23 protein-coding genes are annotated in these 26,099 nt (G+C 59.0%); 16 read left to right on the plus strand and 7 right to left on the minus strand.

What is annotated here, in order from left to right; genetic code table 11:
- Positions 1-12 precede the first annotated feature (12 nt).
- The 4 genes from KEM63_RS03285 to lpxC all read left to right on the plus strand — a co-directional run bounded on the left by KEM63_RS03285 (position 13) and on the right by lpxC (position 4,391).
- Positions 13-879 carry a cell division protein FtsQ/DivIB gene (locus KEM63_RS03285; RefSeq protein WP_223654779.1) on the plus strand — a complete coding sequence of 289 codons (867 nt, stop codon included), beginning with the start codon at positions 13-15 and terminating at the stop codon, positions 877-879.
- A 9-nt stretch (positions 880-888) separates the two neighbouring features.
- On the plus strand, positions 889-2,121 hold the full coding sequence (gene ftsA, locus KEM63_RS03290) for a cell division protein FtsA (protein WP_223654780.1): 1,233 nt from the start codon (positions 889-891) through the stop codon (positions 2,119-2,121).
- 72 nt (positions 2,122-2,193) lie between these two features.
- Entirely contained in the window at positions 2,194-3,360 is a 1,167-nt protein-coding gene (gene ftsZ, locus KEM63_RS03295) for a cell division protein FtsZ (protein ID WP_223654781.1), read from the plus strand.
- A gap of 119 nt (positions 3,361-3,479) precedes the next feature.
- Entirely contained in the window at positions 3,480-4,391 is a 912-nt protein-coding gene (gene lpxC, locus KEM63_RS03300; RefSeq protein ID WP_223654782.1) for a UDP-3-O-acyl-N-acetylglucosamine deacetylase, read from the plus strand.
- Between the two features lie 90 nt (positions 4,392-4,481).
- On the opposite strand, the gene KEM63_RS03305 is transcribed toward lpxC, so the two are convergent.
- Positions 4,482-4,934, minus strand: a complete 453-nt coding sequence (locus tag KEM63_RS03305) for a DUF721 domain-containing protein (RefSeq protein WP_223654783.1) — start codon at positions 4,932-4,934, stop codon at positions 4,482-4,484.
- A 65-nt stretch (positions 4,935-4,999) separates the two neighbouring features.
- Between KEM63_RS03305 and KEM63_RS03310 the strand changes: the two genes are divergently transcribed.
- The 3 genes from KEM63_RS03310 to argJ all read left to right on the plus strand — a co-directional run bounded on the left by KEM63_RS03310 (position 5,000) and on the right by argJ (position 10,371).
- Positions 5,000-5,926: a M23 family metallopeptidase gene (locus KEM63_RS03310; protein WP_223654784.1), complete on the plus strand. Its 927-nt coding sequence runs from the start codon at positions 5,000-5,002 to the stop codon at positions 5,924-5,926.
- A 247-nt stretch (positions 5,927-6,173) separates the two neighbouring features.
- Positions 6,174-8,924: a preprotein translocase subunit SecA gene (secA, locus tag KEM63_RS03315; RefSeq protein WP_223654785.1), complete on the plus strand. Its 2,751-nt coding sequence runs from the start codon at positions 6,174-6,176 to the stop codon at positions 8,922-8,924.
- A gap of 229 nt (positions 8,925-9,153) precedes the next feature.
- A complete protein-coding gene (gene argJ / locus KEM63_RS03320; protein ID WP_223654786.1) occupies positions 9,154-10,371 on the plus strand; it encodes a bifunctional glutamate N-acetyltransferase/amino-acid acetyltransferase ArgJ in 1,218 nt (405 codons plus the stop codon).
- Positions 10,372-10,443: 72 nt separating this feature from the next.
- On the opposite strand, the gene KEM63_RS03325 is transcribed toward argJ, so the two are convergent.
- Complete coding sequence (locus tag KEM63_RS03325; RefSeq protein ID WP_223654787.1) at positions 10,444-10,971, minus strand: GspH/FimT family pseudopilin; 528 nt, start codon at positions 10,969-10,971, stop codon at positions 10,444-10,446.
- A gap of 154 nt (positions 10,972-11,125) precedes the next feature.
- Between KEM63_RS03325 and KEM63_RS03330 the strand changes: the two genes are divergently transcribed.
- Genes KEM63_RS03330 through KEM63_RS03360 form a run of 6 tightly spaced genes read left to right on the plus strand, consistent with a single transcriptional unit; the run spans position 11,126 to position 17,339 of the window.
- Positions 11,126-11,608, plus strand: coding sequence for a GspH/FimT family pseudopilin (locus KEM63_RS03330; RefSeq protein ID WP_223654788.1), 483 nt, complete (start codon positions 11,126-11,128; stop codon positions 11,606-11,608).
- Positions 11,605-12,015 (plus strand): type IV pilus modification protein PilV, encoded by a 411-nt coding sequence (gene pilV, locus KEM63_RS03335; RefSeq protein WP_223654789.1) that lies wholly within the window; start codon positions 11,605-11,607, stop codon positions 12,013-12,015. The genes KEM63_RS03330 and pilV overlap by 4 nt, the downstream gene beginning before the upstream one ends.
- 2 nt (positions 12,016-12,017) lie before the next feature.
- Positions 12,018-13,007 carry a PilW family protein gene (locus KEM63_RS03340; protein ID WP_223654790.1) on the plus strand — a complete coding sequence of 330 codons (990 nt, stop codon included), beginning with the start codon at positions 12,018-12,020 and terminating at the stop codon, positions 13,005-13,007.
- Positions 13,008-13,574 carry a PilX N-terminal domain-containing pilus assembly protein gene (locus tag KEM63_RS03345; RefSeq protein WP_223654791.1) on the plus strand — a complete coding sequence of 189 codons (567 nt, stop codon included), beginning with the start codon at positions 13,008-13,010 and terminating at the stop codon, positions 13,572-13,574. It abuts the gene before it with no gap.
- A gap of 41 nt (positions 13,575-13,615) precedes the next feature.
- Positions 13,616-16,945, plus strand: a complete 3,330-nt coding sequence (locus tag KEM63_RS03350; RefSeq protein WP_223654792.1) for a pilus assembly protein — start codon at positions 13,616-13,618, stop codon at positions 16,943-16,945.
- On the plus strand, positions 16,935-17,339 hold the full coding sequence (locus tag KEM63_RS03360) for a type IV pilin protein (RefSeq protein ID WP_279346899.1): 405 nt from the start codon (positions 16,935-16,937) through the stop codon (positions 17,337-17,339). The genes KEM63_RS03350 and KEM63_RS03360 overlap by 11 nt, the downstream gene beginning before the upstream one ends.
- A 455-nt stretch (positions 17,340-17,794) precedes the next feature.
- Here KEM63_RS03360 and KEM63_RS17015 read toward each other — a convergent pair whose 3' ends face one another.
- The 4 genes from KEM63_RS17015 to KEM63_RS03380 form a co-directional block, all read right to left on the minus strand.
- Positions 17,795-18,259 carry a DUF6351 family protein gene (locus KEM63_RS17015; RefSeq protein ID WP_223654793.1) on the minus strand — a complete coding sequence of 155 codons (465 nt, stop codon included), beginning with the start codon at positions 18,257-18,259 and terminating at the stop codon, positions 17,795-17,797.
- A 46-nt stretch (positions 18,260-18,305) separates the two neighbouring features.
- The gene (locus KEM63_RS03370; protein WP_223654794.1) at positions 18,306-20,540 is read right to left on the minus strand and encodes a hypothetical protein; all 2,235 of its coding nucleotides are present in this window, start codon (positions 20,538-20,540) and stop codon (positions 18,306-18,308) included.
- An 88-nt stretch (positions 20,541-20,628) separates the two neighbouring features.
- On the minus strand, positions 20,629-21,714 hold the full coding sequence (gene trmA / locus KEM63_RS03375; RefSeq protein ID WP_223654795.1) for a tRNA (uridine(54)-C5)-methyltransferase TrmA: 1,086 nt from the start codon (positions 21,712-21,714) through the stop codon (positions 20,629-20,631).
- A complete protein-coding gene (locus tag KEM63_RS03380; protein ID WP_223654796.1) occupies positions 21,714-23,006 on the minus strand; it encodes an NCS2 family permease in 1,293 nt (430 codons plus the stop codon). The genes trmA and KEM63_RS03380 overlap by 1 nt, the downstream gene beginning before the upstream one ends.
- A gap of 155 nt (positions 23,007-23,161) precedes the next feature.
- Between KEM63_RS03380 and bamJ the strand changes: the two genes are divergently transcribed.
- Positions 23,162-23,776: a BamJ family beta-barrel-assembly machinery protein gene (gene bamJ, locus KEM63_RS03385; protein WP_223654797.1), complete on the plus strand. Its 615-nt coding sequence runs from the start codon at positions 23,162-23,164 to the stop codon at positions 23,774-23,776.
- 364 nt (positions 23,777-24,140) lie between these two features.
- On the opposite strand, the gene KEM63_RS03390 is transcribed toward bamJ, so the two are convergent.
- On the minus strand, positions 24,141-25,109 hold the full coding sequence (locus tag KEM63_RS03390) for a polyprenyl synthetase family protein (RefSeq protein WP_223654798.1): 969 nt from the start codon (positions 25,107-25,109) through the stop codon (positions 24,141-24,143).
- Between the two features lie 327 nt (positions 25,110-25,436).
- Here KEM63_RS03390 and rplU point away from each other — a divergent pair, with 327 nt between their 5' ends.
- Together rplU and rpmA are read left to right on the plus strand one after the other, a co-directional pair.
- Positions 25,437-25,748 carry a 50S ribosomal protein L21 gene (gene rplU, locus KEM63_RS03395; RefSeq protein ID WP_223654799.1) on the plus strand — a complete coding sequence of 104 codons (312 nt, stop codon included), beginning with the start codon at positions 25,437-25,439 and terminating at the stop codon, positions 25,746-25,748.
- A 24-nt stretch (positions 25,749-25,772) separates the two neighbouring features.
- Positions 25,773-26,030, plus strand: coding sequence for a 50S ribosomal protein L27 (gene rpmA / locus KEM63_RS03400; RefSeq protein WP_093391468.1), 258 nt, complete (start codon positions 25,773-25,775; stop codon positions 26,028-26,030).
- The last annotated feature ends 69 nt before the right edge of the window (positions 26,031-26,099 follow it).

The following is a 26,099-nucleotide window of genomic DNA, read 5'->3' on the forward strand; positions in this document are numbered from 1 at the left end:
GGCGCATCGACGATGCTGGGGCTGACGATACGTGACGAAAGAGCAGGCAGACCGCTGGGTCGGCGCAGTGCGCCAGGCCGCGGTGCCGTGCGCGTCGCGCCGCCTGCTCCACGCAGCTGGCCGCGGCTGAAGCTGAGCCGCCCGTCGCTGGATGGTGCCTGGACCCGCATACAGCAGGTCATGTGGCCGCTGCTGCTGGTCGCGCTGGGTGTCGGGCTGTACGAATTGAGCAGTCGCCTGCTGCCGCTGGCGGACCGGCCGATCAGCCTGATCAGCGTGCAGGGCGATCTGCAGTACATCGACCGGGCGTCGGTACAGGAAGTCATCCAGCCCTACGTGGATGACCGCTTTCTGAGCATCGATCTGGGCGGGCTACGCGGGGATCTGGTGGATATGTCCTGGGTCGCCAGTGCGTCGGTCCGGCGGGTATGGCCGGACCAGCTCATCATTCACCTGGATGAGCAGCTGCCCGTGGCCCGTTGGGGCGAATCGACGCTGCTGAACAATGAAGGCATGGCCTTCGAACCGGGCGACATGGCCCGCTTCGATGACCTGCCACGGCTGGACGGCCCGGAACGGGCCAAGCGTCGGGTGATGCGCAATTACCAGCAGTTCAACCGCCTGCTGCGCTCCTACGGGCACGGCATTTCCCGGCTCGAACTGCGCGACCGCGGCAGCTGGTTTCTGACCACGCAGGATGGCATCGAGATTCTGCTGGGGCGTGATGATGTGGTCGACAAGATGCAGCGTTTCCTGACCGTGGACCAGCTGATGCTGTCCGAGCGTCGGGAGCAGATCGCGCGGGTCGATCTGCGTTACAGCAATGGCATGGCAGTAGCCTGGCGCGAGTTGCCGGCTGATGCTCAATCGGGGGAGTGACGGGGAATTATGGCTAGCAAGCAGGGTAGCAGGATGATCGTCGGGCTCGATATCGGCACCTCCAAGGTGGTGGCGCTGGTCGGTGAGATCGGCGCGGACGGCCAGCTGGAGATAGTCGGCATCGGCTCGCATCCTTCCCGCGGACTGAAAAAGGGCGTGGTGGTGAACATCGAATCCACCGTCCAGTCGATCCAGCGCGCCATCGAGGAAGCCGAGCTCATGGCTGGCTGCCAGATCCACTCGGTGTTCGCCGGCGTTGCGGGCAACCACATCCGCAGCCTGAATTCCCACGGCATCGTGGCGATCCGTGATCGCGAAGTCATCCCGGCAGACATCGAGCGCGTGCTCGATGCGGCCCAGGCCGTGGCGATCCCTGCCGACCAGAAGGTGCTGCATATCCTTCCGCAGGAATACGTCATCGATAACCAGGAAGGTGTACGCGAGCCGCTGGGCATGTCCGGCGTGCGGCTGGAGGCCAAGGTGCACCTGGTGACCTGCGCGCTGAACGCGGTACAGAACATCGAAAAGTGCATCCGCCGCTGCGGGCTGGATGTGGAAGACGTGATTCTTGAGCAACTGGCATCCAGTTATGCCGTGCTCACCGACGACGAGAAAGAGCTGGGCGTGTGCATGGTGGACATCGGTGGCGGGACTACCGACATCGCCATCTTCACCGAAGGCGCGATCAAGCACACCGCGGTGATTCCGATTGCCGGTGATCAGGTCACCAATGACATTGCCATGGCCCTGCGCACCCCGACGCAGTACGCAGAGGAAATCAAGATTCGCTATGCCTGTGCGCTGGCCAAGCTGGCCGGCCCGGAGGAGACGATCAAGGTGCCGAGCGTGGGCGAGCGCCCGCCGCGGGATCTGTCGCGCCAGGCCCTGGCCGAGGTGGTCGAGCCGCGTTACGACGAGCTGTTCACGCTGATCCAGGCAGAGCTGCGCCGTTCGGGATTCGAAGACATGATCCCGGCCGGCATCGTGCTGACCGGCGGCACCTCGAAGATGGAAGGCGCCGTCGAGTTGGCTGAAGAGATATTCCACATGCCGGTGCGCCTCGGCGTACCGCAGGAATTCAAGGGACTCACCGATGTGGTTCGCAACCCGATCTATTCGACCGGGGTGGGGCTGCTGCACTACGGCATGAAGCACCACGGTGAGCACGGAAGCGGTCATTCGGAGCAAGCCAAGGCTTCACCGCTCGAACGCGTCAAGCGGTGGTTCAAGGGCAATTTTTAACAGACCCGCTCAAGCGGGCAGCAGTACCAACGAAACGAAACGAAACGAGTTCAAAACTCAGGAGATCGACCCATGTTTGAATTGATCGATAACGTCCCCCAGAACGCAGTAATCAAGGTCATCGGTGTTGGTGGTGGCGGCGGTAACGCCCTGCAGCACATGGTCGTCAACAACGTCGAAGGCGTGGACTTCATCTGCGCCAACACCGACGCGCAGGCACTGAAGAACGTCAGCGCGCGTACCGTCCTGCAGCTCGGTTCGGCCGTCACCAAGGGTCTTGGCGCCGGCGCCAATCCGCTGATCGGCCGCGAAGCCGCGATGGAAGACCGCGAGCGCATCGCCGAAGTACTGCAGGGTTCGGACATGGTATTCATCACCGCCGGCATGGGCGGTGGCACCGGCACCGGCGCTGCGCCGATCGTCGCCGAAGTGGCGCGCGAGATGGGTATCCTCACCGTGGCAGTCGTCACCAAGCCGTTCCCGTTTGAAGGCCGCAAGCGCATGCAGATTGCCGAAGAAGGTATTCGCGAGCTGAGCCTGCACGTCGACTCGCTGATCACCATCCCCAACGAGAAGCTGCTCACCGTGCTGGGCAAGGACGCCAGTCTGCTGGCGGCGTTCAGCAAGGCCAATGACGTGCTGCTCGGGGCGGTTCAGGGCATCGCCGACCTGATCATGCGTCCCGGCATGATCAACGTCGACTTCGCTGACGTGAAAACCGTCATGAGCGAGATGGGCATGGCAATGATGGGTACTGGCCACGCGAGCGGCCCGAACCGCGCACGCGAAGCCGCAGAAGCCGCCATCCGCAGCCCGCTGCTGGAAGACGTCAACCTGATGGGCGCCCGTGGCATCCTGGTCAACATTACCGCTGGTCCGGATCTTTCCCTGGGTGAGTTCTCCGAGGTCGGTTCCACTGTCGAAGAGTTTGCATCGGAAAGCGCTACCGTCGTGGTCGGTACCGTGATCGATCCGGAACTGCGTGACGAGCTGCGCGTGACCGTGGTCGCGACCGGCCTGGGCGCCAAGGAAATCAAGCCGGTCAAGGTGGTCGACAACACTGCAGCCAATGCCAACGCGCGTCAGAGCAACGAAGGCAGCTCGCCGAACTACCGCGACCTGGACCGTCCGACCGTCATGCGTCAGTCAGGTGGCGCAGCGGCAGCCCGCTCGGCGCAGACGCAGGATGATCTGGATTATCTGGACATTCCAGCCTTCCTGCGCCGTCAGGCTGACTAAGACATAGTCTCAGTCAATCAAGCGGATAGGGCTGATTGGTATCCAACAAATGGGTGGTTTGCTATCATCGCCGCCAGTTTTGTTGGAAAACATTCGCAACTAAGCGGAAGCCGTAGAGCATGATCAGACAGCGCACACTGAAGAACACAATCCGGGCCACTGGTGTAGGCCTGCACTCGGGCGAGAAGGTATATCTCACCCTGAAGCCGGCTCCGGTTGATACCGGGATCGTGTTCTGTCGCGTCGATCTGGATCCGGTGGTCCAGATCCCGGCCCGCGCCGAGTACGTCGGCGAGACGACCATGTCCACCACCCTGATAAAGGATGGTGCCAAGGTCGACACGGTCGAGCACCTGTTGTCGGCGATGGCCGGCCTGGGTATCGACAACGCCTACGTGGAGCTCAGCGCACCGGAAGTGCCGATCATGGACGGTAGCGCCGGCCCCTTCGTATTCCTGATTCAGTCAGCGGGTATCGAAGAGCAGGACGCAGCCAAGAAGTTCATTCGCGTCAAGCGTGAAGTAACAGTGGAAGAAGACGGCAAGACCGCCACCTTTGTCCCCTTCGAGGGCTTCAAGGTGACGTTCGGCATCGACTTCGATCACCCGGTGTTCCGTGGCCGCAGTCAAAGCGCCAGCGTCGATTTTTCGAGCACCTCCTTCGTCAAGGAAGTCAGCCGCGCGCGTACCTTCGGGTTCATGCGTGACATCGAATATCTTCGTTCGCAGAATCTGGCTCTTGGCGGCAGCGTCGACAACGCGATCGTGGTGGATGAATATCGCGTGCTCAACGAGGACGGCCTGCGTTACGAGGACGAGTTCGTCAAGCACAAGATTCTCGATGCGATCGGTGACCTGTATCTGCTGGGCAACAGCCTGGTGGGGGAATTCCGCGGGTTCAAGTCGGGTCATGCCCTGAACAACAAGTTGCTTCGCGCACTCATCGCCAACAGCGATGCGTGGGAAACTGTCACATTCGAAGATGCCGGCACCGCACCGATCTCCTTCATGCGGCCGGCAGCGGCAGTCTGATTTTCTCGTTTCGTTTCCACGGCCACTTCGGTGGCCGTTTTTTTTTGCCTGCGTCGAACCACCGCACCTGGAGGGCCGGAGTCTGCGGCCTCAGTCTGCGGCGTGATGCCGTGCCAGCCTCTCAAGCGCGGCCTTCAGCGCCGAGTCGGTGACCTGTTCGGCAGTCTCGAAAAGGCTCTGGGACGCCACCTTGGAGCGCGGCATTGTGCGAACTGGTCCGGTTTTCTGGATCAATGGCGGTTGAACCCGGCAGTGCAATTTAGTTAAGGTTCGAAATTCCGTGTACGCCTGTAGCTGGCGAACGAGGCGTTTTTGCTGGTAGCGCATGCGCGTTGCCCACTGACTGTCAGTGACGATCAGACGCAGAACTCCGTCTCGCAGGGATGCCACCCGGCAATGTTCCCGAGCTGCAGGCTCCATTACGATATCGACGAGCGCCTGGAGGCGTTCGAGCTCTCGAGCCTTCGAATACAGGCCCTTCAGGGTCGAATTGGTGCGGATCAGGTCGCCGGGGCGACGCGCATCGAGGGGATAGAAGGCCATGGGGTGCAAGTTTGCTGGAGACGTCGTCATCCTAGCAGACTCACCCTGAAATGTTGGGGGACAACGTGAACATCATCATTCTATCTGATCGCCTTGGTGCGGCCAGGGCGTTACGGCTCAGCACACCCTGGCTGGTGTTTGCGCTGGTGCTGGTGCTGGCGATGCCTGCTGCGGCAGCGGTGATCACCTGGCGCATGGTGGCGCAGCCGTCCGAACCGGGTGTGCAAAGCATTGACTACGAAGCAATCTGGCAGCAGGCACTGGCTGACATTCAGCTGGAGGCGCCCGCGGATGAATCGCAGGTGCAGCTGGCGAGAATGACCGAACAGCTCGGTCGCCTGCAGACCCGCCTGACTCGCCTGGATGCGCTGGGCGAACGTCTTACCGAACTGGCGGAGCTGTCGGACGGCGAGTTCGATTTCGAGTCCGATCCGGGCATGGGTGGTCCCGAGCTGCGTCGCAAGCGGGATATCGACTACCGTATGCCTGATGTACAAACCACCATCGACCAGTTGGCAGAGCGTATCGACAACCGTACGCAGCAACTACGGCTTATCGAGCAACTGATGATCGACCGGCGTTCGGACGCCAATGCGCTGCTCGATTTCGTACCGGTAAGCGAAGGCTACGTTTCTTCAGGCTTCGGCCGCCGTACCGACCCCATCAGCGGCCGCATGTCGATGCATACCGGTATCGATTTTGCAGCCAAGCGCGGTACGCCGATCCATGCTGTCGGCGCCGGTGTCGTCACCTTCGCCGGCCGCAAGGGCGCCTACGGCAACACCGTTGAAATCACCCATGGCAACGGTTACAAGACCCGCTACGCGCATGCGCACGAGGTCAAGGTGACCAAGGGCGATATCGTGCAGAAGGGTGAGGCCATTGCAACAGTGGGCTCCACAGGCCGCTCTACCGGGCCCCATCTTCATCTTGAAGTGTTTCGCAACGGCATGGCGGTCAACCCGGCGCGCCACATTGCGATGAAGCAGTAAGCTGTCGCAGGACGTCGTAGGCGTGCCGGGCCCGGCGTGATCCGGCTCGCCTTCCTGCCAGCCCGCCGCGCCATGAGCGCGCAGGCGTCGTGTTCCGGGCACTTGAGCTCAGACAATCCACCGGCAAGCGCCTCAATCCACTACGGTTTATTGTCTCGCGGGAATCAGAGTAGAATGCCTTTCTTCTGGTCGAGGCGAGCCGCGTGCTGGGCTCGGGCCAACCATCAAACGGATATCGAAGTCGACTATGTTTGCGCCTTTATTGAAGAAACTGTTTGGAAGCAAGAACGAGCGTGAGTTGAAGCGCATGGGCAAGATGGTTACGGCCATCAATGCCCTCGAAGAATCACTGAACGCCCTGAGCGATGAGCAGTTGAAGGCCAAGACCGGTGAGTACAAGGACCGGCTGGCCAAAGGCGAGACCCTCGACAACATTCTTCCCGAAGCCTTCGCCCTGGTGCGCGAGGCGAGCAAGCGCGTCATGGGCATGCGCCACTTCGATGTCCAGCTGATAGGTGGCATGGTTCTGCACGACGGCAAGATTGCCGAGATGAAGACCGGTGAGGGCAAGACACTGGTCTCGACGCTACCGGCCTACCTCAACGCGTTGTCCGGCAAGGGTGTGCACATCGTCACGGTGAACGATTACCTGGCGCGTCGTGACGCCAACCTGATGCGCCCGCTGCATGAGTTCCTTGGTCTGAGCGTGGGCGTCGTCGTCCCGTTCCAGGACCCGACCGAAAAGCGCGCGGCCTATCGCTGCGACATTACCTACGGCACGAACAACGAGTTCGGCTTCGACTACCTGCGCGACAACATGGCGTTCCGGCTCGAGGACAAGTTCCAGCGCGAGCTCAACTTTGCCATCGTCGATGAAGTCGACTCGATCCTTATCGACGAAGCCCGTACGCCGCTGATCATTTCCGGCCCGGCCGAAGACAGCTCCAAGCTGTACATGCAGATCAACCTGCTGATACCCAAGCTCACCCGTGGCTATCCGGCAGAAGAAGGCCAGGACGAGATCGATGGGCATTACACCATCGACGAGAAGACGCGTCAGGTCGAACTGAACGAATCCGGCCACCAGTATGTGGAAGAGCTGCTGACCCAGGCCGGGCTGCTGCCGGAGGGCGACAGCCTGTACGCGGCGCAGAACCTCAACCTGCTGCATCACGTGCATTCCGCGCTGCGTGCGCATACGCTGTTTCACCGTAACGTCGAATACATCGTGCAGAACAATCAGGTTCTGCTGGTTGACGAGCATACCGGGCGCACCATGCCTGGCCGCCGCCTGTCAGAGGGCTTGCACCAGGCCATCGAGGCGAAGGAAGGGCTGCAGATTCAGGCCGAGAGCCAGACGCTCGCATCGACAACCTTCCAGAACTACTTCCGTCTGTACAACAAGCTTTCCGGCATGACCGGTACAGCGGATACCGAAGCCTTCGAATTCCGTCAGATCTACGGCCTCGACGTGGTAGTGATCCCGACCAACAAGCCGATGATCCGCAAGGATTACAACGATCTGGTCTATCTCACCATTCAGGAGAAATTCGCGGCGATTGCCGCTGATATTCGCGACTGCATGGAAAAGGGTCGTCCGGTCCTGGTGGGTACGGCCTCCATCGAATCCTCGGAGGTGGTCTCGCAGCTGCTCAAGAATGAAGGCATCGAGCACAAGGTGCTCAATGCCAAGTATCACGAGAAGGAAGCCGAGATCATCGCCCAGGCGGGTCGCCCGGGTGCGGTGACCATTGCCACCAACATGGCCGGTCGTGGTACCGATATCATCCTGGGCGGTAGCTGGGAGGCCGAGGTAAACAGCCTGGTCGATCCGACGTCCGAGCAGGTCGCGCAGATCAAGGCAGAGTGGCAGGAGCGCCATCAACAGGTCCTCAATGCCGGCGGCCTGCACATCTGTGCATGCGAGCGCCACGAGAGCCGCCGGATCGACAACCAGCTGCGCGGTCGTTCCGGTCGCCAGGGCGACCCGGGCTCCAGCCGCTTCTACCTGTCGCTGGAAGATAACCTCATGCGTATCTTCGCCTCCGACCGGGTGAAGAACTTCATGAAGGCATTGGGTATGGAGAAGGGTGAGGCCATTGAGCACCGCATGGTGACCAACGCCATCGAAAAGGCCCAGCGCAAGGTCGAGGGACGCAACTTCGACATCCGCAAGCAGCTGCTTGAATATGATGACGTTGCCAACGAGCAGCGCAAGGTCATCTACGGTCAGCGCAATTCCATCCTGGCTGCCGAAGACGTTTCAGAGACCATCCAGGCCATCCGCTCCGATGTGGTTACCGCCGCAGTCAGCCAGTATGTTCCGCCGCAGAGCCTGCCGGAGCAGTGGGACGTTGCCGGTCTGGAGCAGCACATTGCCAACGAATTCGCCCTGCATCTGCCGCTGCAGCAGTGGCTCGACGAGGACGATACGCTGCACGAAGACGGGCTGCGCCAGCGTATCCTGGATGAAGTGAACAAGGCTTACGCCGAGAAGGAGGAGCTGACCGGTTCCGAGGCGCTGCGTACCTTCGAGAAGCAGATGCTGCTGCGCGTGCTGGACGATCTATGGAAGGAGCATCTGGCAACCATGGACCACCTGCGTCAGGGCATTCACCTGCGTGGCTATGCACAGAAGAACCCCAAGCAGGAATACAAGCGCGAGGCGTTCAATCTGTTCGAGGAGATGCTCGAGTCGATCAAGCACGACACGATTCGCATCCTCAGCCATGTGCAGGTGCGTCGCGAGGACCCGGCCGAAGAAGAGGCGCGCATGCGTCGGCAGGCCGAGGAGCTGGCGCAGCGCATGCAGTTCAAGCACGAGCAGGCCAGCGCCCTTGACGAGCCGCAAGGCGAAGCTGAAGGCGAAGAGCCCCTGGCAGGCGCCGCCGCACAGGTCACACCGATCACCCGCGAAGGGCCAAAGGTCGGCCGGAACGATCCATGCCCCTGCGGGTCCGGCAAGAAATACAAGCACTGCCACGGGCAGATCGTCTAACCGGCGGCACGCCGCCGGAGCGTCAAGTTGTAAGCTTCAAGCCCCAAGCTAAAAGCTAAAAGCTAAAAGCTAAAAGCTAAAAGCTAAAAGCTAAAAGCTGGAGGCGTACGGCGCGAGCAGCATGATCGAAGGAGTCGTAAGGACTCCTCCTGTGCCGCATGCACGCTCCGCTTTTAGCTCGTAGCTTGCCGCTTGCCGCTTGTCCACCCACCCATCTGGAGTCTCGTTCATGCCCGTCGGTCTCGGCCCATTGCCCATGCTGCACCCGGTTCCTGGTTTTCGTCTCGGTATCGCCTCGGCCGGCATCAAGCGAGCCGGCCGCAAGGACGTGGTGATCATGGAAGCAGCCGAAGGCTCGACCATTGCCGGGGTATTCACAACCAATGCGTTTTGTGCCGCGCCTGTCACGCTGTGCAAAAAGCATCTCCAGCATGCTCCGCGGTATCTGTTGATCAACACCGGTAACGCCAATGCCGGCACCGGTAAGCCCGGTATGCAGGCGGCCGTCCGCACCTGTGAAGAGCTCGCGCGGCTGGTCAATATCGAAGCCGAGCAGGTGCTGCCTTTCAGCACCGGCGTGATCGGTGAAATCCTCCCAGCAGACAAGATCATCCCGGTGTTGCCGCAGGCTCTGGATAACCTGAGTGAAGGTAACTGGGCTGAGGCTGCCACCGGGATCATGACTACCGATACGCTGCCCAAGGGCGCGAGTCGGCAGGTATCGATCGAAGGCCAGACGGTCACAGTCACTGGCATCTCCAAGGGCGCGGGCATGATCCGGCCGAACATGGCCACCATGCTCGGCTACATCGCTACCGATGCCAGGGTCGCACAGCCTGTCTTGCAACAGCTGGTGCGGGAGGCGGCTGACCTGTCGTTCAACCGGATCACCATCGATGGCGATACCTCGACCAACGATTCCTGCATGCTCATTGCCACCGGCCAAGCGAACATCGAAGAGATCGGTGACGCGGCGAGCCCGGCCTACGCGCAGCTCGCCGAGACAGTGAAGTCGGTCATGCTCGAGCTGGCGCAGGCTATTGTCCGGGACGGCGAGGGCGCCACCAAATTCGTGACCATCAAGGTCAATGGCGGCGGCAACTGTGATGAGTGCCTCGACGTAGCCTATGCTGTCGCGCATTCGCCGCTGATCAAGACCGCGCTGTTCGCTTCCGACCCGAACTGGGGGCGCATTCTGGCTGCGGTGGGTTATGCCGGTGTGCCGGACCTTGATGTAGAAAAGATCGATGTCTATCTGGATGACGTCTGCATAGCCCGGCAGGGTGGGCGCGCCGCCAGCTACACCGAAGAGCAGGGCGCCCGGGTGATGGCTCAGGAAGAGATCACTATCCGCATCGAGCTCGGCCGCGGCGACTTCCGGGAAACCCTTTGGACGACGGATCTTTCCCACGAATACGTGCGGATCAATGCCGAATACCGGACCTGAGCCGATAGCAGGGCGGTAACAAGAAGGCCGAGCAACATGCTCGGCCTTCTTGTTATGTGCGACGCAACGACGCTAGCTGGTCCCGCCACAGTACGAAGTGTCAATCACGTCGCTCGCTGTGCGCAGTCGGCCGACCCGGTTCATTACCAGTAGTCGCCCTTCCCGTGTCTGATCCTTCGGGCAGAAGCGAAACGTCCCCGCCTGAAACCCGCCGTTGATCAGCTCCGACTCGCCCTGAGGGTTGAACCTGACGTAGTTGGCAACGGAGCTGGTTGCATGGATGCTGATCGGGCTGGGCTGCAGCTCTTCCCTGAGCAATCGCTCGCCGTCATCAAAGGTGCCGTTGGCGTTGTCATCGATGAACACCCGCCATCCCACCGACCAGCCGCCTGCCGGTGGCGCCACGGTCACTGGCCGGTTGCGTTCGACCGCCTCCTGACGCGCACTGCGCAGACCGCGCAGCAGCACATCGAGGCTCGAATCGATACGCTGCCGGTCGATCAGCCCGCCAAACGACGGTACCGCGATGCTCACCGCGATGCCCAGCACCACCAGCGCAACCATCAGTTCCAGCAACGTGAATCCGCGAGATTTGAGCACTTCCGATCCTCCCTGATAAGCAATGAAGCGGGCCACTGCCTTGTAGACCCGACGAATGACCTGTCGTCCGTCAGATTTTACCGGTTATCGCCTCAAGCAAGACCTTGCCAGGCCGAGTTTTTATAGTGCATGCATCTGAAGGAGGGTTGTTTTGATGCAACGTGTGAAGGGCTTCACATTGGTAGAGCTGGTCGTCGCAGTCGCGGTGCTGGCGATTTTGGTGTCTATCGCTATCCCTGCCATGAACAGCTGGCTGACCTCAAGCAATGCGCAATCCCAAATCAACATTTACAGAGACATGTTGACGTATGCCCGATCGGAGGCAATCAATCGCGGTGAGCCCGTTCGAGTTAAGCGTATCGCAACAGGTCAATGGGTTGTTGGGACGGGTGATCCTGCCAATTGCGCAGCTGCGACTGCTCTGCGTTGTTTCCCTGCCCCTCGCTCCAATGTCACGTTGACCAGCGGCATCCCTAGCGCTGGTCTGGTGTTTACCTCTCAGGGGCAGGTGCGTGGCCAAGCGGCAGGCGTTGAAGTGACCTTGACTGTTACATTCGCCGATTATTGTCCCGGCAACCGAACAATCAGCATTAACGGCATCGGTAGGGTCCGATCGACTCCGGGGAGTTGCTCATGAAACGCTTACAGCATGGAGTGTCGCTAATCGAAGTGTTGGTAGCTGTCATTGTTTTTTCCGTCGGCCTCCTCGGGCTGGCTGCGCTTCAATTGAATGCCATCCGCTTCAATGAAGGAGCGTCTGTTCGCGGGCACGCCGTTTTCCTTGCTGGAGAAATGGCAGATCGAATTCGTGCTCGCCCTGAGACGGCGGATCTTGCTGACTACGCATTGGCGTTTTGCACCGATCAGTGCCAGCCGGAGTTGACCGACCACGCCGAATGGCTGAATCACCTTAGAGCCCAGCTTCCGTCCGGTAACGGCGCGGTAACCGTGGAGGGGCAGAAAGTCACGGTCACCATTCGCTGGAGCGAAGAGCGCCTGAAAGGCAGCGAAGCGCAGGCCATTTCGGTTGTGACGAGGATTTGAGAATGTTGAAACGCAGCCAGCTTGGCATGACGTTGATTGAATTGATGGTGGCTCTGCTGATAAGCCTTGTTGTGACCGGGGTGGTTATCCAGATATTTATCAGCAACCGTATCACCTTTCAGCTCCAGGACAGTCTGGCGAAAGTTCAGGAGTCCGGCCGTCTCTCGGTGCAATATCTCGCTCGGGAGATACGGGAGGCGGGCTCAGGGCTGGAGTTTGCGATTGGCGCGGTGCCCACAGCATGTGTGGTTGATAAAGACGTCTGCGACGGTGCTCTCGTCAGTGCGCTCTCAGGCAAAGTGGCTACCGCTGCGGACCCAGCAATACTTGGTTCAGATATCATCACTATAGGGCGTGGTGACGGGTGCGACGCGCAGTTGGAAGGTGTGTATAAGCCCAATACCGCCAACTTCAAGGCAAGTAAATATTGCGACAGTATGACGCAAGGCTCGATTCTCATGCTTGTTGATTTCGAGAACGCGGTGATCTTTTCCGTTAACAATAATCCGACTTCGAACAATATTACCGTCAATCACGCCGGCCCGGAGAACGTTGTCAGCAACAAGCTAGGGGGGGTCGTATTCAACGAAGGGGCCCGCGTAGTCGGCTTCTCAAACATGTCCTACTTTGTGCGTGATACTGGGGTAGCCGATAGCACTGGTACAAATATTCGGGCTTTATCTATGCGCAATAACCTAGCAGCTAATCCCGCAGCTTCGGTCGTAGACTTGGTAGATGGAATTGAGGATATGAGAGTGTATTACGGTATCCCCGTCGGGACCGAACTCGACTACCGACGAGCAAACGAGCTAGCTTCTGATGACTGGGCCGAGGTGCGTGCGGTGAAGATTGATCTGCTCGTTGTGTCCGATTCCGAGGCGCCTGGGGCGGACGAACAGGCGGTAACTTTCGACGGTAGCCTAGTGGCGGCAGACAACCGCTTCAGACAGGTCTACAGCACAGTAGCAGCAGTGCGTAACAGGATCGACTGAATGAAATCATCCCTGATCGGAATTCGTCAAGCGGGCTCTGTGCTCGTCGTTTGTCTGGTGGTGCTGTTGGCACTAACGTTTATCGGCGTTGCAGGTATGAACAACAGCGTCATGCAAGAGCGAATAGTTGGCGGTGCCCGCGACCAAGCAGTGGCTTTTCAAGCTGCTGAAGCGGCATTACGCGTGGGCGAAGAACGAGCGGACGCGATTATTACGGACATCGCTTCATACGCCACGCTCAAACCCGCAGACGCCGTCAGCTGCGATATGACTAATGCGGACTGGGTTGCACCCGCTGAGTTGAAAAAAGTCCCACCTACGCCTACCTGCACAGTGGTCAGTTACTATGCGGATGTTTCTGCGTCCAAGCAGGCTCAAGGCGACGTCCTCGACCCTCCTGAGATCTGTATCGAAAGCGGCGAAGCTGCTGGGACGGGTGGCTATAGCGCATGCCAGCAAGAATCTCCGCGCGGCCTGTTATTTGAGGTTGAGGCAGAGGGTTACGGCAGCAGAGGGGCGAAAGCTTCGCTCCGAAGTACCTACCTCGTCATAAAGGACATCGAATAATGCCTTTCTACCGTGGCTCTGTAGGAATTGGGAGGGACACCATGCTATCTAAGTATGCTTCAAATGGGTGCAAGGCTTTGCTTTCGGCAGCCTTTTTGTGGTCAACCGCAGTGTCCGCCATAGAGCCTGCGCAACTGCCGCTGATGGTCGGTGGGCAGGTTGAGCCAAATGTCATGTTTATATTGGACGATTCTGGCTCGATGGGAAAAGGTTTTCTCCCCGATAGCCTCGAGGGAAGTTGGAACATCAATAACTGCGGAAGGGATATATCTTACGCAGGTCTCAATATTCGGAATTGTTCCGTAGCAAATGGTAACTGGTTCCTCACCAGTCCCACCTTCAACAAAGTGTATTATGATCCGGCTGTCACGTACAAAGCACCCCTCAAACCAGACGGCACTCGGCTGTCCGTGAACGTCTCTCAGCCAAAGGTCGACGGTTATAACCCCAATTCTCCCAGCATCACCCTTTCGAGCTACAAGGCGCTAATCAGTGTAGATGGAACGGGAGCATCGTCAGATCTCGTTTTGACCGATCCTTCAGCATCAGGACCTTTCTATTACAGGTTTAAGAGTGCTTGTAATGCAGCTAGCCTGAGCGACATGAAGAACGGGAACTGTTTCGAAAGGGTTTCAGTTAGCGACACCCAGAACTTCGCTACTTGGTTCTCGTTCTATCGGAATCGGATGCTAGCGGCCAAAAGTGGCTCGCTTGAAGCATTCATGCCTTTGAAAGCGACGATGCGAGTTGGCTATGGCGCCATCAATCAAGGAAGTAGCACTGTAGACGGAACCGATTTGCCTACTGTGATTCAAGGCGTCAGGCTATTTGACGCCACTGCAAAGCAGAGTTTTTATAACTGGCTCGTTGGAAAAAACCAGGTGTACAACGGTCTCACTCCCTTGCGCCGCGCCCTTGGTGATGCAGGGCGGTACTATTCCATAACCGGCGATCTCGGCCCATGGAGTACTACCCCAGGCCAGTCCGGCGGCGAAACGTACAGCTGTCGACAGAGTTATTCAATCCTGACTACCGACGGATATTGGAACAGCTCCGCCGCTACTGGCTCTGGGCCGTCTGCCGACGTAGACGGAGATGGTGTCGCTAACACCCTAGGCGATATTGGCAAGTATTACTGGAAGACTGACTTGTTGCCAGGAGTCACCAACAATGTCCCTACCAGCCGTCTGAATCCTCAAAACCAGCAACACATGGTAACGTTTTCCGTGGGGCTTGGGCTAGAAGGTACGTTGAACCCGTCTCCTGAAGCGGCATTCGCGGCGGTCTTGAATAATACCGAAAGTAGTCTGGTTTGGCCTGATCCTGTCCCAACGAATACCGCAGTGAACCCTGGCGCGGCCGCGAACAACGGCCGGTTGCTTGATCTTCTGCATGCAGCCGTGAATAGCCGCGGAGCCTTCTTTAGCGCGGAAGATCCGGAAGAATTCGCCAACGCACTTGCAGAAAGTTTAGTGTCAATCGCGGATCTGTCCATCACCGGCACGCCGGGGGCGACAAGCAGCCAGCGAATCACAGACGATACGCTTCTGTTCACCACCTCATTCGATAGCTCTAACTGGACAGGAAAGGTCATCGGCCAGTCGATCAAAGAGGAGGCTGGACTCAGCTACGTCGAGCGATGGGAGGCTGGCAGCCTTATAAAGCTGCAAGGCCGCAACCTGGTAACCAACTCAGCTCTAGGCGCCGGGAAAGGGGTGCCGATGAATTGGGCTAGCGTCAACAGAAGCTTTTTCGCTAATGACGAAGCTATCTTCGACTATATTCGCGGTTCACGGGTGAATGAAGCTCCCAATGGGCGGGACTTTCGTGCCAGGGATTCGCTCCTGGGTGACATCGTAAACTCTACTGTCGAAGTTGTCGGAAAGCACGACTTCGGCTACCTCTCAACGCGCGTTCTGGTGGACGGCTATCCCCAGTTTTGGAAACGGAAAGCAGCTGAGCCTGCGGTGGTATACGTAGGCGCCAACGATGGCTATCTTCATGCTTTCAGTGAAAGCGGAGCAGAACTGTTCGCGTTTATGCCTTATGGAGTAGGTGATCGCATTTCTGCTCTCGCGGACGAAGGCTACGGCCATCGGTTTTACGTTGATGGAAAACTCCACGAGCATGACGTCTTTATTCGTACTCCTAAAGACAATACCGCGAAGTGGAGAACGGTATTGACTGGCAGTCTGGGGGCTGGAGGCAAGAGCGTATACGCACTGGACGTTACGCAGCCAAGGCAATTTTCGGCTGACAATGTGTTATGGGAATTCACTGATGCCGACATGGGGTACTCTTACAGTGAGGCTGTTGTTGGTTTGCTTAACGGCACTTGGGTCGCAATGTTCGGCAACGGTTACGGCCTTAAAGCCAACGGCGACCCTCTCGACTCCATCCTTTACGTCGTCGATTTGGCTACTGGTGATCTCAAGCAGAAGATAACTCTTGCTACGAAGACTGGCGGACTATCTTCTCCCGGCTTTACGTACTCTCCACCGTCAAACAATAGAGCGATAAGCATCGACCAAGTTTACGTTGGCGATGTGGCGGGTAACCTATGGCGACTGGACGCTGCGAATAACGGAACATTGTCCAATGCGTTCGGAAATAACCCGCTGTTCAAAGCTCGTTCGGGCACCGTGGCGCAACCCATCACGGTCCGCCCGGTGATGAGTTCTCATCCCACTGAGACGGACACGTATATGGTCTATTTCGGCACAGGCAGCTTTATGCAATACGCCGATGTCACGGCGCCGACACTTACTAACATCCAGTCGATTTACGGTATTTGGGGGGAAGGGAAGCCTTCGAACAGCAACAACTTAAGCCCGATTTCAGCCCGTAGCGACCTTGAGCAAGTCAAGATCGTTGAAGAAGGTATCGTGGCGGGCAAGTCCGAATACCGCATCACCGAGTGGAAAGATCCTGAACTGATGGATTGGAAAAGCAAGGCAGGTTGGTATTTGGATCTGCTCACCGCTGGGACGGGGAAAGAAGGGGAGCGGGTTGTGCAGACAGCGGAGATTTTAGCGGGCCGGCTGTTCCTTGATACCTTGCTGCCAACTGACGACCCTTGCAAACAGGAGGACAACGGTTGGGTCATGACCTTCGACCTCGCCACTGGTGGTCGTCCGGCGAAAGCAATTTTCGACTATAACGGCGACGGCACGGTCACTGACGACGGCAGAGACAGCTTTGGCGAGCAGCCCGACCCGGTTGAAGGGAGCGGCATTCGAGGCGATGTCAATGACCCTTATGGAGGGCTGCTCATTGGTGAACAAGAATGTTACTACTTCGGCGTAGCGATCAGCTGTGGTTCGCGCCCTACGGCTAAACGAGTCACCTGGGAGCAGATAGATGAAGAATAATTTCCGAGGATTCACGCTTATTGAACTGATGGTCGCGGTTGCGATTATCGGAATATTGGCGTCGATCGCTGTCCCAGCCTATGACGAGCACGTGCGTAAGGGACTCCGCACAGAGGCGAGATCCGCTTTGCTCGAGTCAGCGCAGGCTCTGGAGCGATACTACTCTGTAAACGGCACATACCTTGACGGAGGATCGCTGGCTCAGGTTTACAAAGAGGAGCTCAAGCAAGGGAGCAGTCTCACTTATGAAATAGCTGCCACGACCGAAACAGCTAACAGCTATACGCTCGAGGCGACTGGCAAAGGCAAAATGGCTTCGGATGACTGCGGCAAATACAGCATCAGTCACACGGGAGTGCTAGGGTCCACTTCTACGGACGCGAAGTGCTTGTGATGTTCCGTCACGCGTGCCAGGATGCCTTGTTACATGAGATATTCGCTATCCTTATCACTAGGATTTCAGAGATGCGGATCGGTGACCGACTGAATCTCAGGGTGCCGTATAGCTCTGAGCGGAACTGTACGTGTCGGCCAATGTGATGAACTCAAGCGGTTGAGCTGAGCTCTCCGCTTTTGTGAATTGCGTTGCTTGGCCACCCGAGTCCGCATAGGTTCTTCGACTGACTCATCAGGAAGTGGCGCGGCTGATTGAATGCTGTGGACCAACCGCCAGATGGCCAGCCTCGCTGCTCAAGGCTGGCCGAATTCTCACTCGCTGCCGGTACAATCCTGATCAGGTTCCATTGATGCCACACCGGAGCGCGGAGTGCTTCGCATGCGTTCTGCTGGTCGTTCTGTAGAGAGCTATCAGTGGCCGAGTCAGCTGCCAGCGATAGCTCGCTCCATTATTTATCCCCGCGGCCTACCCCGATCAGGCTGACTGAAGTCGCACACCCCATCCGGCAAGATCTCATTCAGCCTTTCGACTTCCCCGGCGCTGGGTGACCAGCTCCTGTACGTCCCGTCACTTAAAGCCGTACTCAACGGCTTCGGCGCGCGCTTGAAGATGCTGCCTTCGATCCAGCCGCCGGCGACTCGTCGGGACGTCGGAAACTCGGCGGTACAGGCTCCCAGTGCAGCATCATCGAGCACCACGTTCCACACGCTTTCACTCGAAGCATTCGGATCGCCGTTAGATTCAAAGCAGCTGTCCAACGCAGCGGTAAGCTTGTTTTCCGCGATGTCGCCGGCCTGATAACTTCCGCACCAAATGTTTGTTGTTCTGGGCCTCGCCGAATGAGTATAGAAGGCGTTTGTCGAAGGAAAGGGGCGTGCAGGGGCTTGGGCGGGAAGACGAACGTCATGCGGTGACATATCGTGTAAGGTGGCCAGCCTCGCTCGCGCAAGGCTGGCCGATTCATTACTCGCAGTTAGTACACACCGCTACCCACGGCCCAAGGATCGCGGTTACCGGCGTGAGTACTTCGCGTGTCATAACCAGCATCTTTCCGCCTTCTTGAACATAGCCGTTGGCGAGAAGCGTGAGATTCACACCCGGGACAATCTCGGTGTTGACGCTGCCCATGCTCAGTCGGCCATCGGTTAGCCTTACGTTCGCCGCGTTGAAGACGAAGGTTGCCTGCAAGTCGCGGAAGCTACGCCCCAACTCTCCCTGTCTCGCTGCTTGCGACTGGCTGATCGATTTGAGTACCCCGTTGCCTTCCGCGTCGAACTCCAGCGTGCCGGCGACCAGGCGATTCACCTCGACTGTCCGATAGCTACCTGTCTCGGTTGCGTTGAATATCGAGCCGAGACCCACGCTCATGATCTTGTATTTGCGGTTCGCGAGAGAGGTAAGCTGCTTGTCACGCTTGACGCCCATCCACGCGGTACGTCTCCCCGACGGTTCATCCCTCAGCTCGGTCCCGCCTGTTTCGTCAATGTCCTGACGGCTGGGCATCTGTTGAGACACGAGCATGGTCAGACTGTCAGCAGACACCCAGCCTGTTACGGCCTCAACTGCATCGCCACCGGCGGGTGAAAATTCGAGTTGCCCATTCTGGCCGACGGAATAGGCTGCGGTGCTCAACTGCGCGCTGGTGGGCGAGCAATCCGAGTTGTCGGGTTCGCGGATATATTGAGACGTTAGGTCAGCTAGATTGATGATCAGGTCGCGGTCACGCCGCTCGCACAGCTCTGCCTCGTTATTCTCGCGCAGGCCGAGGTCGAGCAGGCGCATGGCGAAGTTTATCTTGGGATCCGCGTCGTCGCGTGTTTCGGTCTCGACTTCGATGATACCGTAGTCACCGAGAACGGTCGGCGTAGTGGTCGGTTTCTTGATTCCGATATCCAGGAATCCGCCGAGGACCTGCAGTTGTTGTGCGCCCTCTGAATCGGTAACCAGGCGATCATCATAGGCGTCGCCGACCAGAGTGGTATACGGCGTACCGGTGCCGGCTGCCCGCAGACGATTGGTCGACTCGAAGTCTCGGTCGGTACAGGCCGCGTCGTCGGTCTGGCAGGCCGCTACCGCGTCGTCTTCCTTGTCATACGGACCGACCACTTCGCTTGAAGGTACGGTCAGGCCTCGGCTATCGATCGACATGCTGCCCTGGTTCGCTTCGTCACTGATCGCCGCGTTGACCGAGCGATAGCCTGACAGGTCCGAAACCGCTTCGTATTCGAGGTTGTCGCCGATGGCAGAGGAAAACGCCACTGAGCCGTCTTGGTTTGTTCGAAGTTGAACGGCTGTGTCGCTACCGCCTATCAGCGCGCCGCCGCCGTCGACGGAGCTGTAGACACCAACGTTGAAGCTCTGGAAGTGGTAGTCACCATCTACGGCAGCCAGAGCATCTTCATCAGCGGGCGGGGCGGTGCCACGATCAATGGCATCCTCTACGACCAGCGACAGTTGCGCGTTGAGCTGCTCCAGCATTTCATCGGTGCTGGTATTGTTACGGTATGCCTCGTTGATCGCCTGTTGTGTAGCGGGGTCTTCGGCGAGTTTGACGATTTCTTTCACCAGCGAATCGAGATCTTCAATCGATAGCTGATCCAGTTCTGCCGCGCGATTGACGATGGCTCGGGTGATGAACGTCGAGACGGGGCTGGCTACAAGGCTCTCCTGCTGATAAAGCGGTACGCTGAGATTCATCTCCGGGCCAGTCTGTACGCGAATGTACGCGTCAACCCGCGGGTCGAAGGGCAGATCTAGCAGGTAGTTGCCCTGCGATTCCGTGATAGCGAAGTCTTCACCACCTTCAAGCACTTCGTCTTCATCATCGCTGGGGTCGTCGGGCGTGCCGTTTTTGTTGCCATTGATCAGGACAACAGTGAAGTCTTCAGGCGCCAACGACTGAGCAGCCTGCGCAAAGGCCGGGGAGATCAGTGCATCGAGCACCGCAGCCAGCACTTTCTCAGCATTGCTGCTTGGCTTGGCGCGGAAAGTTACCTGCTCGGCTGAAGGTGCGTCGACGGTGAGTTCATACCGCGTGGTAGCCGGAGTAGGGTTTGGGTCGGTAGGGTTGTCGGTGACCGGCGGCTCGGCGGTGGACCCACCGCCGCTGTTGCTGCTACCGCCGCCGCTCAAACAACCTGTCAGAAGTACTGCTGCCGCTACGGCTGAAGCCAGGGGCCATTTTCTGAAATGATGCATGTGTCCAGTTCCATTGGGTTGAGGAACTGGCATTTGGCCTCAAACAGCCGGGCCTTCGCATCATGCAAATGGATGATGCTTTTCAGCCTCATAGCTGTTCCAGCAGAACCCCGCATTCCATATGGTGCGTGTACGGGAACTGGTCGAACAGCGCACTGCGTGTAACCCGGTGGGTCGAGCTGAGTGTTTCGAGATTGGCCGCGAGCGTTTCAGGGTTGCAGGAGATATAAAGAATGCGTCGATAACGGCTGACCAGCTCGAGCGTGGCCGGGTCGAGCCCGGCCCGAGGCGGGTCGACGAACACCGTGCCGAAGTTGAAGCCGCTCAGATCGATCCCTTCCAGTCGTCGGAAGGGCCGGACCCCGTTCAACGCATCGGTCACTTCCTCGCTGGATAGACGGACCAGAGTGACGTTGTCCACATCATTGTCTGCGAGATTCTGCAGGGCCGAGCGAACCGAGCTTTTCGACAGTTCCGTGGCCAGCACCTTGCGAAAACATGTCGACAGCGGCAGCGTGAAGTTGCCGTTGCCACAGTACAGCTCCAGCAGATCGTCTTCATTGCGGCCAGCAGCGGCCAGCGCCCAGCTGAGCATATGCTGGTTGACCGTGCCGTTCGGCTGGGTGAAGCCACCTTCTACCTGCTGATAGCGCCAGGCACGGCCGGCCACGCTGAGTTCTTCACACACATGGTCGCGCTGCAGTACGCGCTTGCGCCCGCGGCTGCGGCCGATGATCAGAATGCCCAGCTCGTCGGCGAGCTTTTGCGCTGCGGTGTCCCAGGTTTCGTCGATCGGTCGGTGATAGCACAGCGTGACCAGCGCCTCGCCAGAGAGGGTGGTCAGGAATTCAACCTGAAACAGCTTGCGCCCCAGTACCGGGTCAGCCTTGCAGGCTTCCAGCAGGGGGTTCATCAGGTCGTTGATGCGCTGCGAGGCGATCGGTAACCGGTCGATCAGTACCGGCGTACGTTTGTCGCCCTGTTCGAACATGGCGTAATGCGGCACGCCGCCTTCGTACCACAGACGAAATTCGGCGCGCAGCCGGAAGTGCTCGCGGGGGGACTCGAACACGTCCGGCGCCGGGGCCTCGAACGGTGCCAGCAGATCGACAAGCCGCTGGCGTTTCTCAGCCAGCTGCTGCTCGTAACGGTCCGGTTCGAATCCCAGGCCCATCAGTTGAACAACGCGAGCTTGACGACGAACAGGCCGGCCAGCACGTACAGGCTGGGGTTCAGTTCCTTCCAGCGACCAGACAGAACCTTGATCGCGGTCCAGCTGATGAAGCCCAGCGCGATGCCGTTGGCGATGGAGAAGGTCAGCGGCATCATGATCGCCGTGATTACCACGGGAGCCGCCTCGGTCAGGTCTTCCCAGTCGACCTGCACGAGTCCGCCGGTCATCAGCACAGCGACGAACAGCAGCGCAGGGGCGGTGGCGAAGGCGGGCACGGCGCCGGCCAGCGGCGAAAAGAACAGGCAGAGCAGGAACAGCCCGGCGACGACACAGGCCGTCAGGCCGGTGCGGCCGCCGGCGGTGGTTCCGGCAGCGGATTCGATATAACTGGTGGTGGTCGAGGTGCCCAGCGCGGCCCCTGCCATGGTGGCGGTACTGTCGGCCATCAGGGCGCGGCCCAGACGCGGCATCTTGCCGTCGGCATCGACCAGATTGGCTTTCTGCGCGACACCGATCAGTGTGCCGGAAGTATCGAACAGGTCAACGAACAGAAAAGCGAAGATCACACTGATCAGGCCGATTTCCAGCGCGCCGCGCAGGTCCAGCTCTAGAAAGGTCGGCGCCAGGCTCGGTGGCGCGGAGACGATGCCATTGGCCTGGGTAAAGCCTGCCAGCAGACTGATCCCGGTGATCAGCAGAATGCCGATCATCACCGCCCCGGTGACGCGGCGATAGGCCAGAGCGACGATCACGGCAAAGCCTAACGCGGCCAATAGCGGGCCGGGCTGGGTCAGGTCACCGAGGGCAACCAGCGTAGCCGGGTGATCCACCACGAGACCGGCGTTCTTCAGCGCAATCAGCGCCAGAAACAGGCCGATACCGGCGGCGATTGCCGAGCGAAGCGGCATCGGGATGCTGTTGATGATCCACTCGCGCACCTTGAAGATGCTCAGAAGAAAGAACAGAAAACCGGAGATGAACACCGCACCCAGCGCGACCTGCCAGCTGTAGCCCATCGAGCCGACTACCGTGTAGGCGAAGAACGCGTTCAGACCCATGCCGGGGGCGAGTGCGATGGGATAGTTGGCCCAGAGCCCCATGATCAGCGAGCCGATAGCCGCTGCCAGACAGGTGGCGACGAAGGCGGCGCCCGGATCGATGCCCGCATCGCTCATCATCATCGGGTTGACGAAGACGATGTACGCCATGGTCAGGAAGGTCGTCAGTCCGGCAAGAATTTCCGTACGAACGGTGGTGCCGTGGGCTTTTAGTTGGAACAGCTTTTCCAGCATGGCGGGGGTCTCGAATGAGGGGGCCGAAAAGCGGCGCATTCTAACCTAGTTTGCCGTGCAATTGGATATCGCGGCTGTGGTGATGTTGAGGGGCAAGCGTGATCCGTATGCAAATCTGTGGCAGGCTTGGCGGTCACATTTCAAGGGGAAGCATTATGAGCGATTCGATCAACACCGACGAACAGCGCGTCAGCTATGGTATTGGCCGTCAGATGGGCGATCAGCTGGGTGCCAGCAACATTCCGGATCTGAACATTGATCTGGTCGTTGCAGGTCTGCGCGACGCATTTGGCGGGCAGCCGAGCCAGGTTGACGAGCAGCAGCTTGCGGCGGCCTTTCAGGTGCTTCAGGGCAAGATGCAGACGCAGGCCGAGGAAGCCGCTCGCCAGGCCGGACAGGCCGGCGTTGACTACCTGACTCAGAACGCGCAGCGCGATGGCGTCGTGACGCTGGCGTCGGGCCTGCAATACGAAGTGATCAGTGAAGGCACAGGCGCTACCCCAACCGCGAGCGACACCGTGCGTACCCATTACGAAGGCACGCTGATCAGCGGTGAAGTGTTCGACAGCTCCTACAAGCGCGGTCAGCCTGCAGAATTCCCGGTGGGCGGTGTGATCGCCGGCTGGACTGAAGCGCTACAGCTGATGAAGGAAGGAGCCAAGTGGCGCCTGTATATTCCCTCCGAGCTGGCATACGGTGCCCGCGCCGCCGGCAGCATCCCGCCGCACAGCACGCTGGTGTTTGATATCGAGCTGATCAAGGTTCTTTGAGCGGTGCGCATCTGGGCGCGATCGCGTAGGTGAGGGTGGCACTGGTTTGTGCATTCTTCTTCGCGGTCATGCCCGCTCCTACTGGGGGGCGTCGTTATCGGGGCGAGGGCGCCGCTTCTACACGGTAGGGCATAGATAGGTTTTTGTAGGAGCGCACCTGGGCGCGAAGCGGAGGTGGGGGCGGCACAGACGTTGTGCATTCTTCTTCGCGGTCATGCCCGCTCCTACAGGGGGCGCCGTTATCGTGGCGAGGCCGCCGCTCCTACCCGGTGGGGCATAGGTAGGCTTTTGTAGGAGCGCACCTGGGCGCGAAGCGAGATCTGACACAATTGCTTCGTGGCAAGGCGCCGCGGCTGCAGATAAATCAGAACTGACGGGCGATGGCGAAGCGGGCGAGTTGTTCCAGCGAATCTCGGAAGACTGATGGCGGCAGCGTCTGCAGCATTTCCACGGCAAGATCCGACTGCTGCTGGGCCATGCGCTGGGTGTAGGCGAGGGCGCCGCTGCTTTCCACGGCCTCTCGAATCGGCCCAATGTCTTCAAGCCCGCCTTTCTGAATGGCGTGTCGCACCAGCCTCGCCTGCTCAGGCGTGCCTTCGCGCATGGCGTAGATAAGCGGAAGCGTCGGTTTGCCTTCGGCGAGGTCGTCGCCGACATTCTTGCCCATGGCTGAGGCATCACCGCTGTAATCCAGTACGTCATCCACCAGCTGGAAGGCCACGCCCAGCGCGTCGCCATACTGGCGCAGCGCCTCGATCTGCGCCTCGCTCGCGTCGGCCAGCAGCGCAGCGGTATGCGAGGAGGCTTCGAACAGCATGGCGGTCTTGCTGCGGATGACTTCCAGATAGGTGGCCTCGTCCGTGTTGGCGTCGCGTACCTTCGAAAGCTGCAGAACCTCGCCTTCGGCAATGACATTGGTCGCGTTGGCCAGCGCGCGCATGATGCGCATGTCACCGAGCTCGACCATCATTTCGAAGGCGCGGGAATAAAGGAAGTCACCTACCAGCACGCTAGGTGCATTGCCCCAGAGGGCATTGGCGGTCGACCGGCCGCGACGCATGTCGGACGTATCAACGACGTCGTCGTGTAGCAGCGTGGCGGTATGCAGGAACTCGATGATGGCTGCCAGCGAGTGCTGTCGGGTGTCATTCACGCCGCAGGCGCGGGCGGCCAGCAGAACGACCAGCGGACGCAGACGCTTGCCACCGGCTCCGATAATATAGTTGCCAATCTTCTCTACCAGCGGGACACGGGAATGCAGCTGTCGCATGATCAGCTGATTGACGGCTTCAAAGTCTTCCGTCACGGCGGAGTAGAAAGGCAGGGTGGTCATCTAACGCACGCTTTATGAGTGGTTGCGCGGCATGCTAGGCGGCACGCCTGTCGCTGTCAAGAAAGCGGCAGTCTTTGCCGGAAGTCGGCGCGAGTTCACGTTTTTGTCATCCACTGCAGGGCGCGCGCCGCCGGGTTTCCCGCGGGGTGCGCAGGGCTTGCGCCGGAGCCTCGGGATGCGTAGAATCCACGCCCCTGAAAACCCGATTTACAGCATCCCTGTTTTGACAATGGCAAGGTCGGGCCCGATAGGCGGGTTCACTTGCAGCCATGCCGGCCACTAACGATTATACCCAAGCGCCGGGTGAGCAGGTTACGGAGAAAACACATGTACGCAGTGATTGTTACCGGTGGCAAGCAGTACAAGGTCGCCGAGGGCGAGTACCTGAGAGTCGAGAAGCTGGAAGGCGAAACTGGCGCAAGCATTCAGTTCGATCGCGTTCTGCTGATCGGTAACGGTGACGACGTCACCATCGGTGCTCCGGTTGTCGAAGGCGCCAAGGTGACCGCAGAGATCAACTCCCATGGTCGTGGCGATAAGGTCCGGATCATCAAGTTCCGTCGCCGTAAGCACCACATGAAGCGTCAGGGCCACCGTCAGTGGTACACCGAAATCAAGATCACCGGCATCTCTGCCTGATCCAGCTTTAGGAGATACAATCCCATGGCACACAAAAAAGCAGGCGGTTCCACGCGCAACGGTCGCGATTCAGAATCCAAACGACTTGGCGTCAAGCTGTTCGGCGGTCAGGTTGCAAACGCAGGCAACATCATCGTTCGCCAGCGTGGCACTGAATTCCACCCGGGCAAGAACGTCGGTATGGGCAAGGATCACACTCTGTTCGCCAAGGCGGAAGGCGTGATCAAGTTCGAAGTGAAGGGCAAGTTCGGTCGTCGCTACGTGAACGTCGTAGCTGGCTGATAGCTTCGCCGCTTTGAAAAAGCCCTGTCTCGCGACAGGGCTTTTTTGTTTCTAGACTGGTTGCATGAA

It is taken from the genome of Halopseudomonas nanhaiensis, from assembly GCF_020025155.1.
GTDB classification, from domain to species: Bacteria; Pseudomonadota; Gammaproteobacteria; order Pseudomonadales; family Pseudomonadaceae; genus Halopseudomonas; species Halopseudomonas nanhaiensis.

Excerpts from the sequence above, each read along its gene's own strand:
- KEM63_RS03285 (WP_223654779.1), top strand. The coding sequence starts at position 13 with ATGCTGGGGCTGACGATACGTGACGAAAGAGCAGGCAGACCGCTGGGT.
- ftsA (WP_223654780.1), top strand. The coding sequence starts at position 889 with ATGGCTAGCAAGCAGGGTAGCAGGATGATCGTCGGGCTCGATATCGGC.
- ftsZ (WP_223654781.1), top strand. The coding sequence starts at position 2,194 with ATGTTTGAATTGATCGATAACGTCCCCCAGAACGCAGTAATCAAGGTC.
- lpxC (WP_223654782.1), top strand. The coding sequence starts at position 3,480 with ATGATCAGACAGCGCACACTGAAGAACACAATCCGGGCCACTGGTGTA.
- KEM63_RS03305 (WP_223654783.1), bottom strand. The coding sequence starts at position 4,934 with ATGGCCTTCTATCCCCTCGATGCGCGTCGCCCCGGCGACCTGATCCGC.
- secA (WP_223654785.1), top strand. The coding sequence starts at position 6,174 with ATGTTTGCGCCTTTATTGAAGAAACTGTTTGGAAGCAAGAACGAGCGT.
- argJ (WP_223654786.1), top strand. The coding sequence starts at position 9,154 with ATGCCCGTCGGTCTCGGCCCATTGCCCATGCTGCACCCGGTTCCTGGT.
- KEM63_RS03330 (WP_223654788.1), top strand. The coding sequence starts at position 11,126 with ATGCAACGTGTGAAGGGCTTCACATTGGTAGAGCTGGTCGTCGCAGTC.
- pilV (WP_223654789.1), top strand. The coding sequence starts at position 11,605 with ATGAAACGCTTACAGCATGGAGTGTCGCTAATCGAAGTGTTGGTAGCT.
- KEM63_RS03340 (WP_223654790.1), top strand. The coding sequence starts at position 12,018 with ATGTTGAAACGCAGCCAGCTTGGCATGACGTTGATTGAATTGATGGTG.
- KEM63_RS03345 (WP_223654791.1), top strand. The coding sequence starts at position 13,008 with ATGAAATCATCCCTGATCGGAATTCGTCAAGCGGGCTCTGTGCTCGTC.
- KEM63_RS03350 (WP_223654792.1), top strand. The coding sequence starts at position 13,616 with ATGCTATCTAAGTATGCTTCAAATGGGTGCAAGGCTTTGCTTTCGGCA.
- KEM63_RS03360 (WP_279346899.1), top strand. The coding sequence starts at position 16,935 with ATGAAGAATAATTTCCGAGGATTCACGCTTATTGAACTGATGGTCGCG.
- KEM63_RS17015 (WP_223654793.1), bottom strand. The coding sequence starts at position 18,259 with ATGTCACCGCATGACGTTCGTCTTCCCGCCCAAGCCCCTGCACGCCCC.
- KEM63_RS03370 (WP_223654794.1), bottom strand. The coding sequence starts at position 20,540 with ATGCATCATTTCAGAAAATGGCCCCTGGCTTCAGCCGTAGCGGCAGCA.
- trmA (WP_223654795.1), bottom strand. The coding sequence starts at position 21,714 with ATGGGCCTGGGATTCGAACCGGACCGTTACGAGCAGCAGCTGGCTGAG.
- KEM63_RS03380 (WP_223654796.1), bottom strand. The coding sequence starts at position 23,006 with ATGCTGGAAAAGCTGTTCCAACTAAAAGCCCACGGCACCACCGTTCGT.
- bamJ (WP_223654797.1), top strand. The coding sequence starts at position 23,162 with ATGAGCGATTCGATCAACACCGACGAACAGCGCGTCAGCTATGGTATT.
- KEM63_RS03390 (WP_223654798.1), bottom strand. The coding sequence starts at position 25,109 with ATGACCACCCTGCCTTTCTACTCCGCCGTGACGGAAGACTTTGAAGCC.
- rplU (WP_223654799.1), top strand. The coding sequence starts at position 25,437 with ATGTACGCAGTGATTGTTACCGGTGGCAAGCAGTACAAGGTCGCCGAG.
- rpmA (WP_093391468.1), top strand. The coding sequence starts at position 25,773 with ATGGCACACAAAAAAGCAGGCGGTTCCACGCGCAACGGTCGCGATTCA.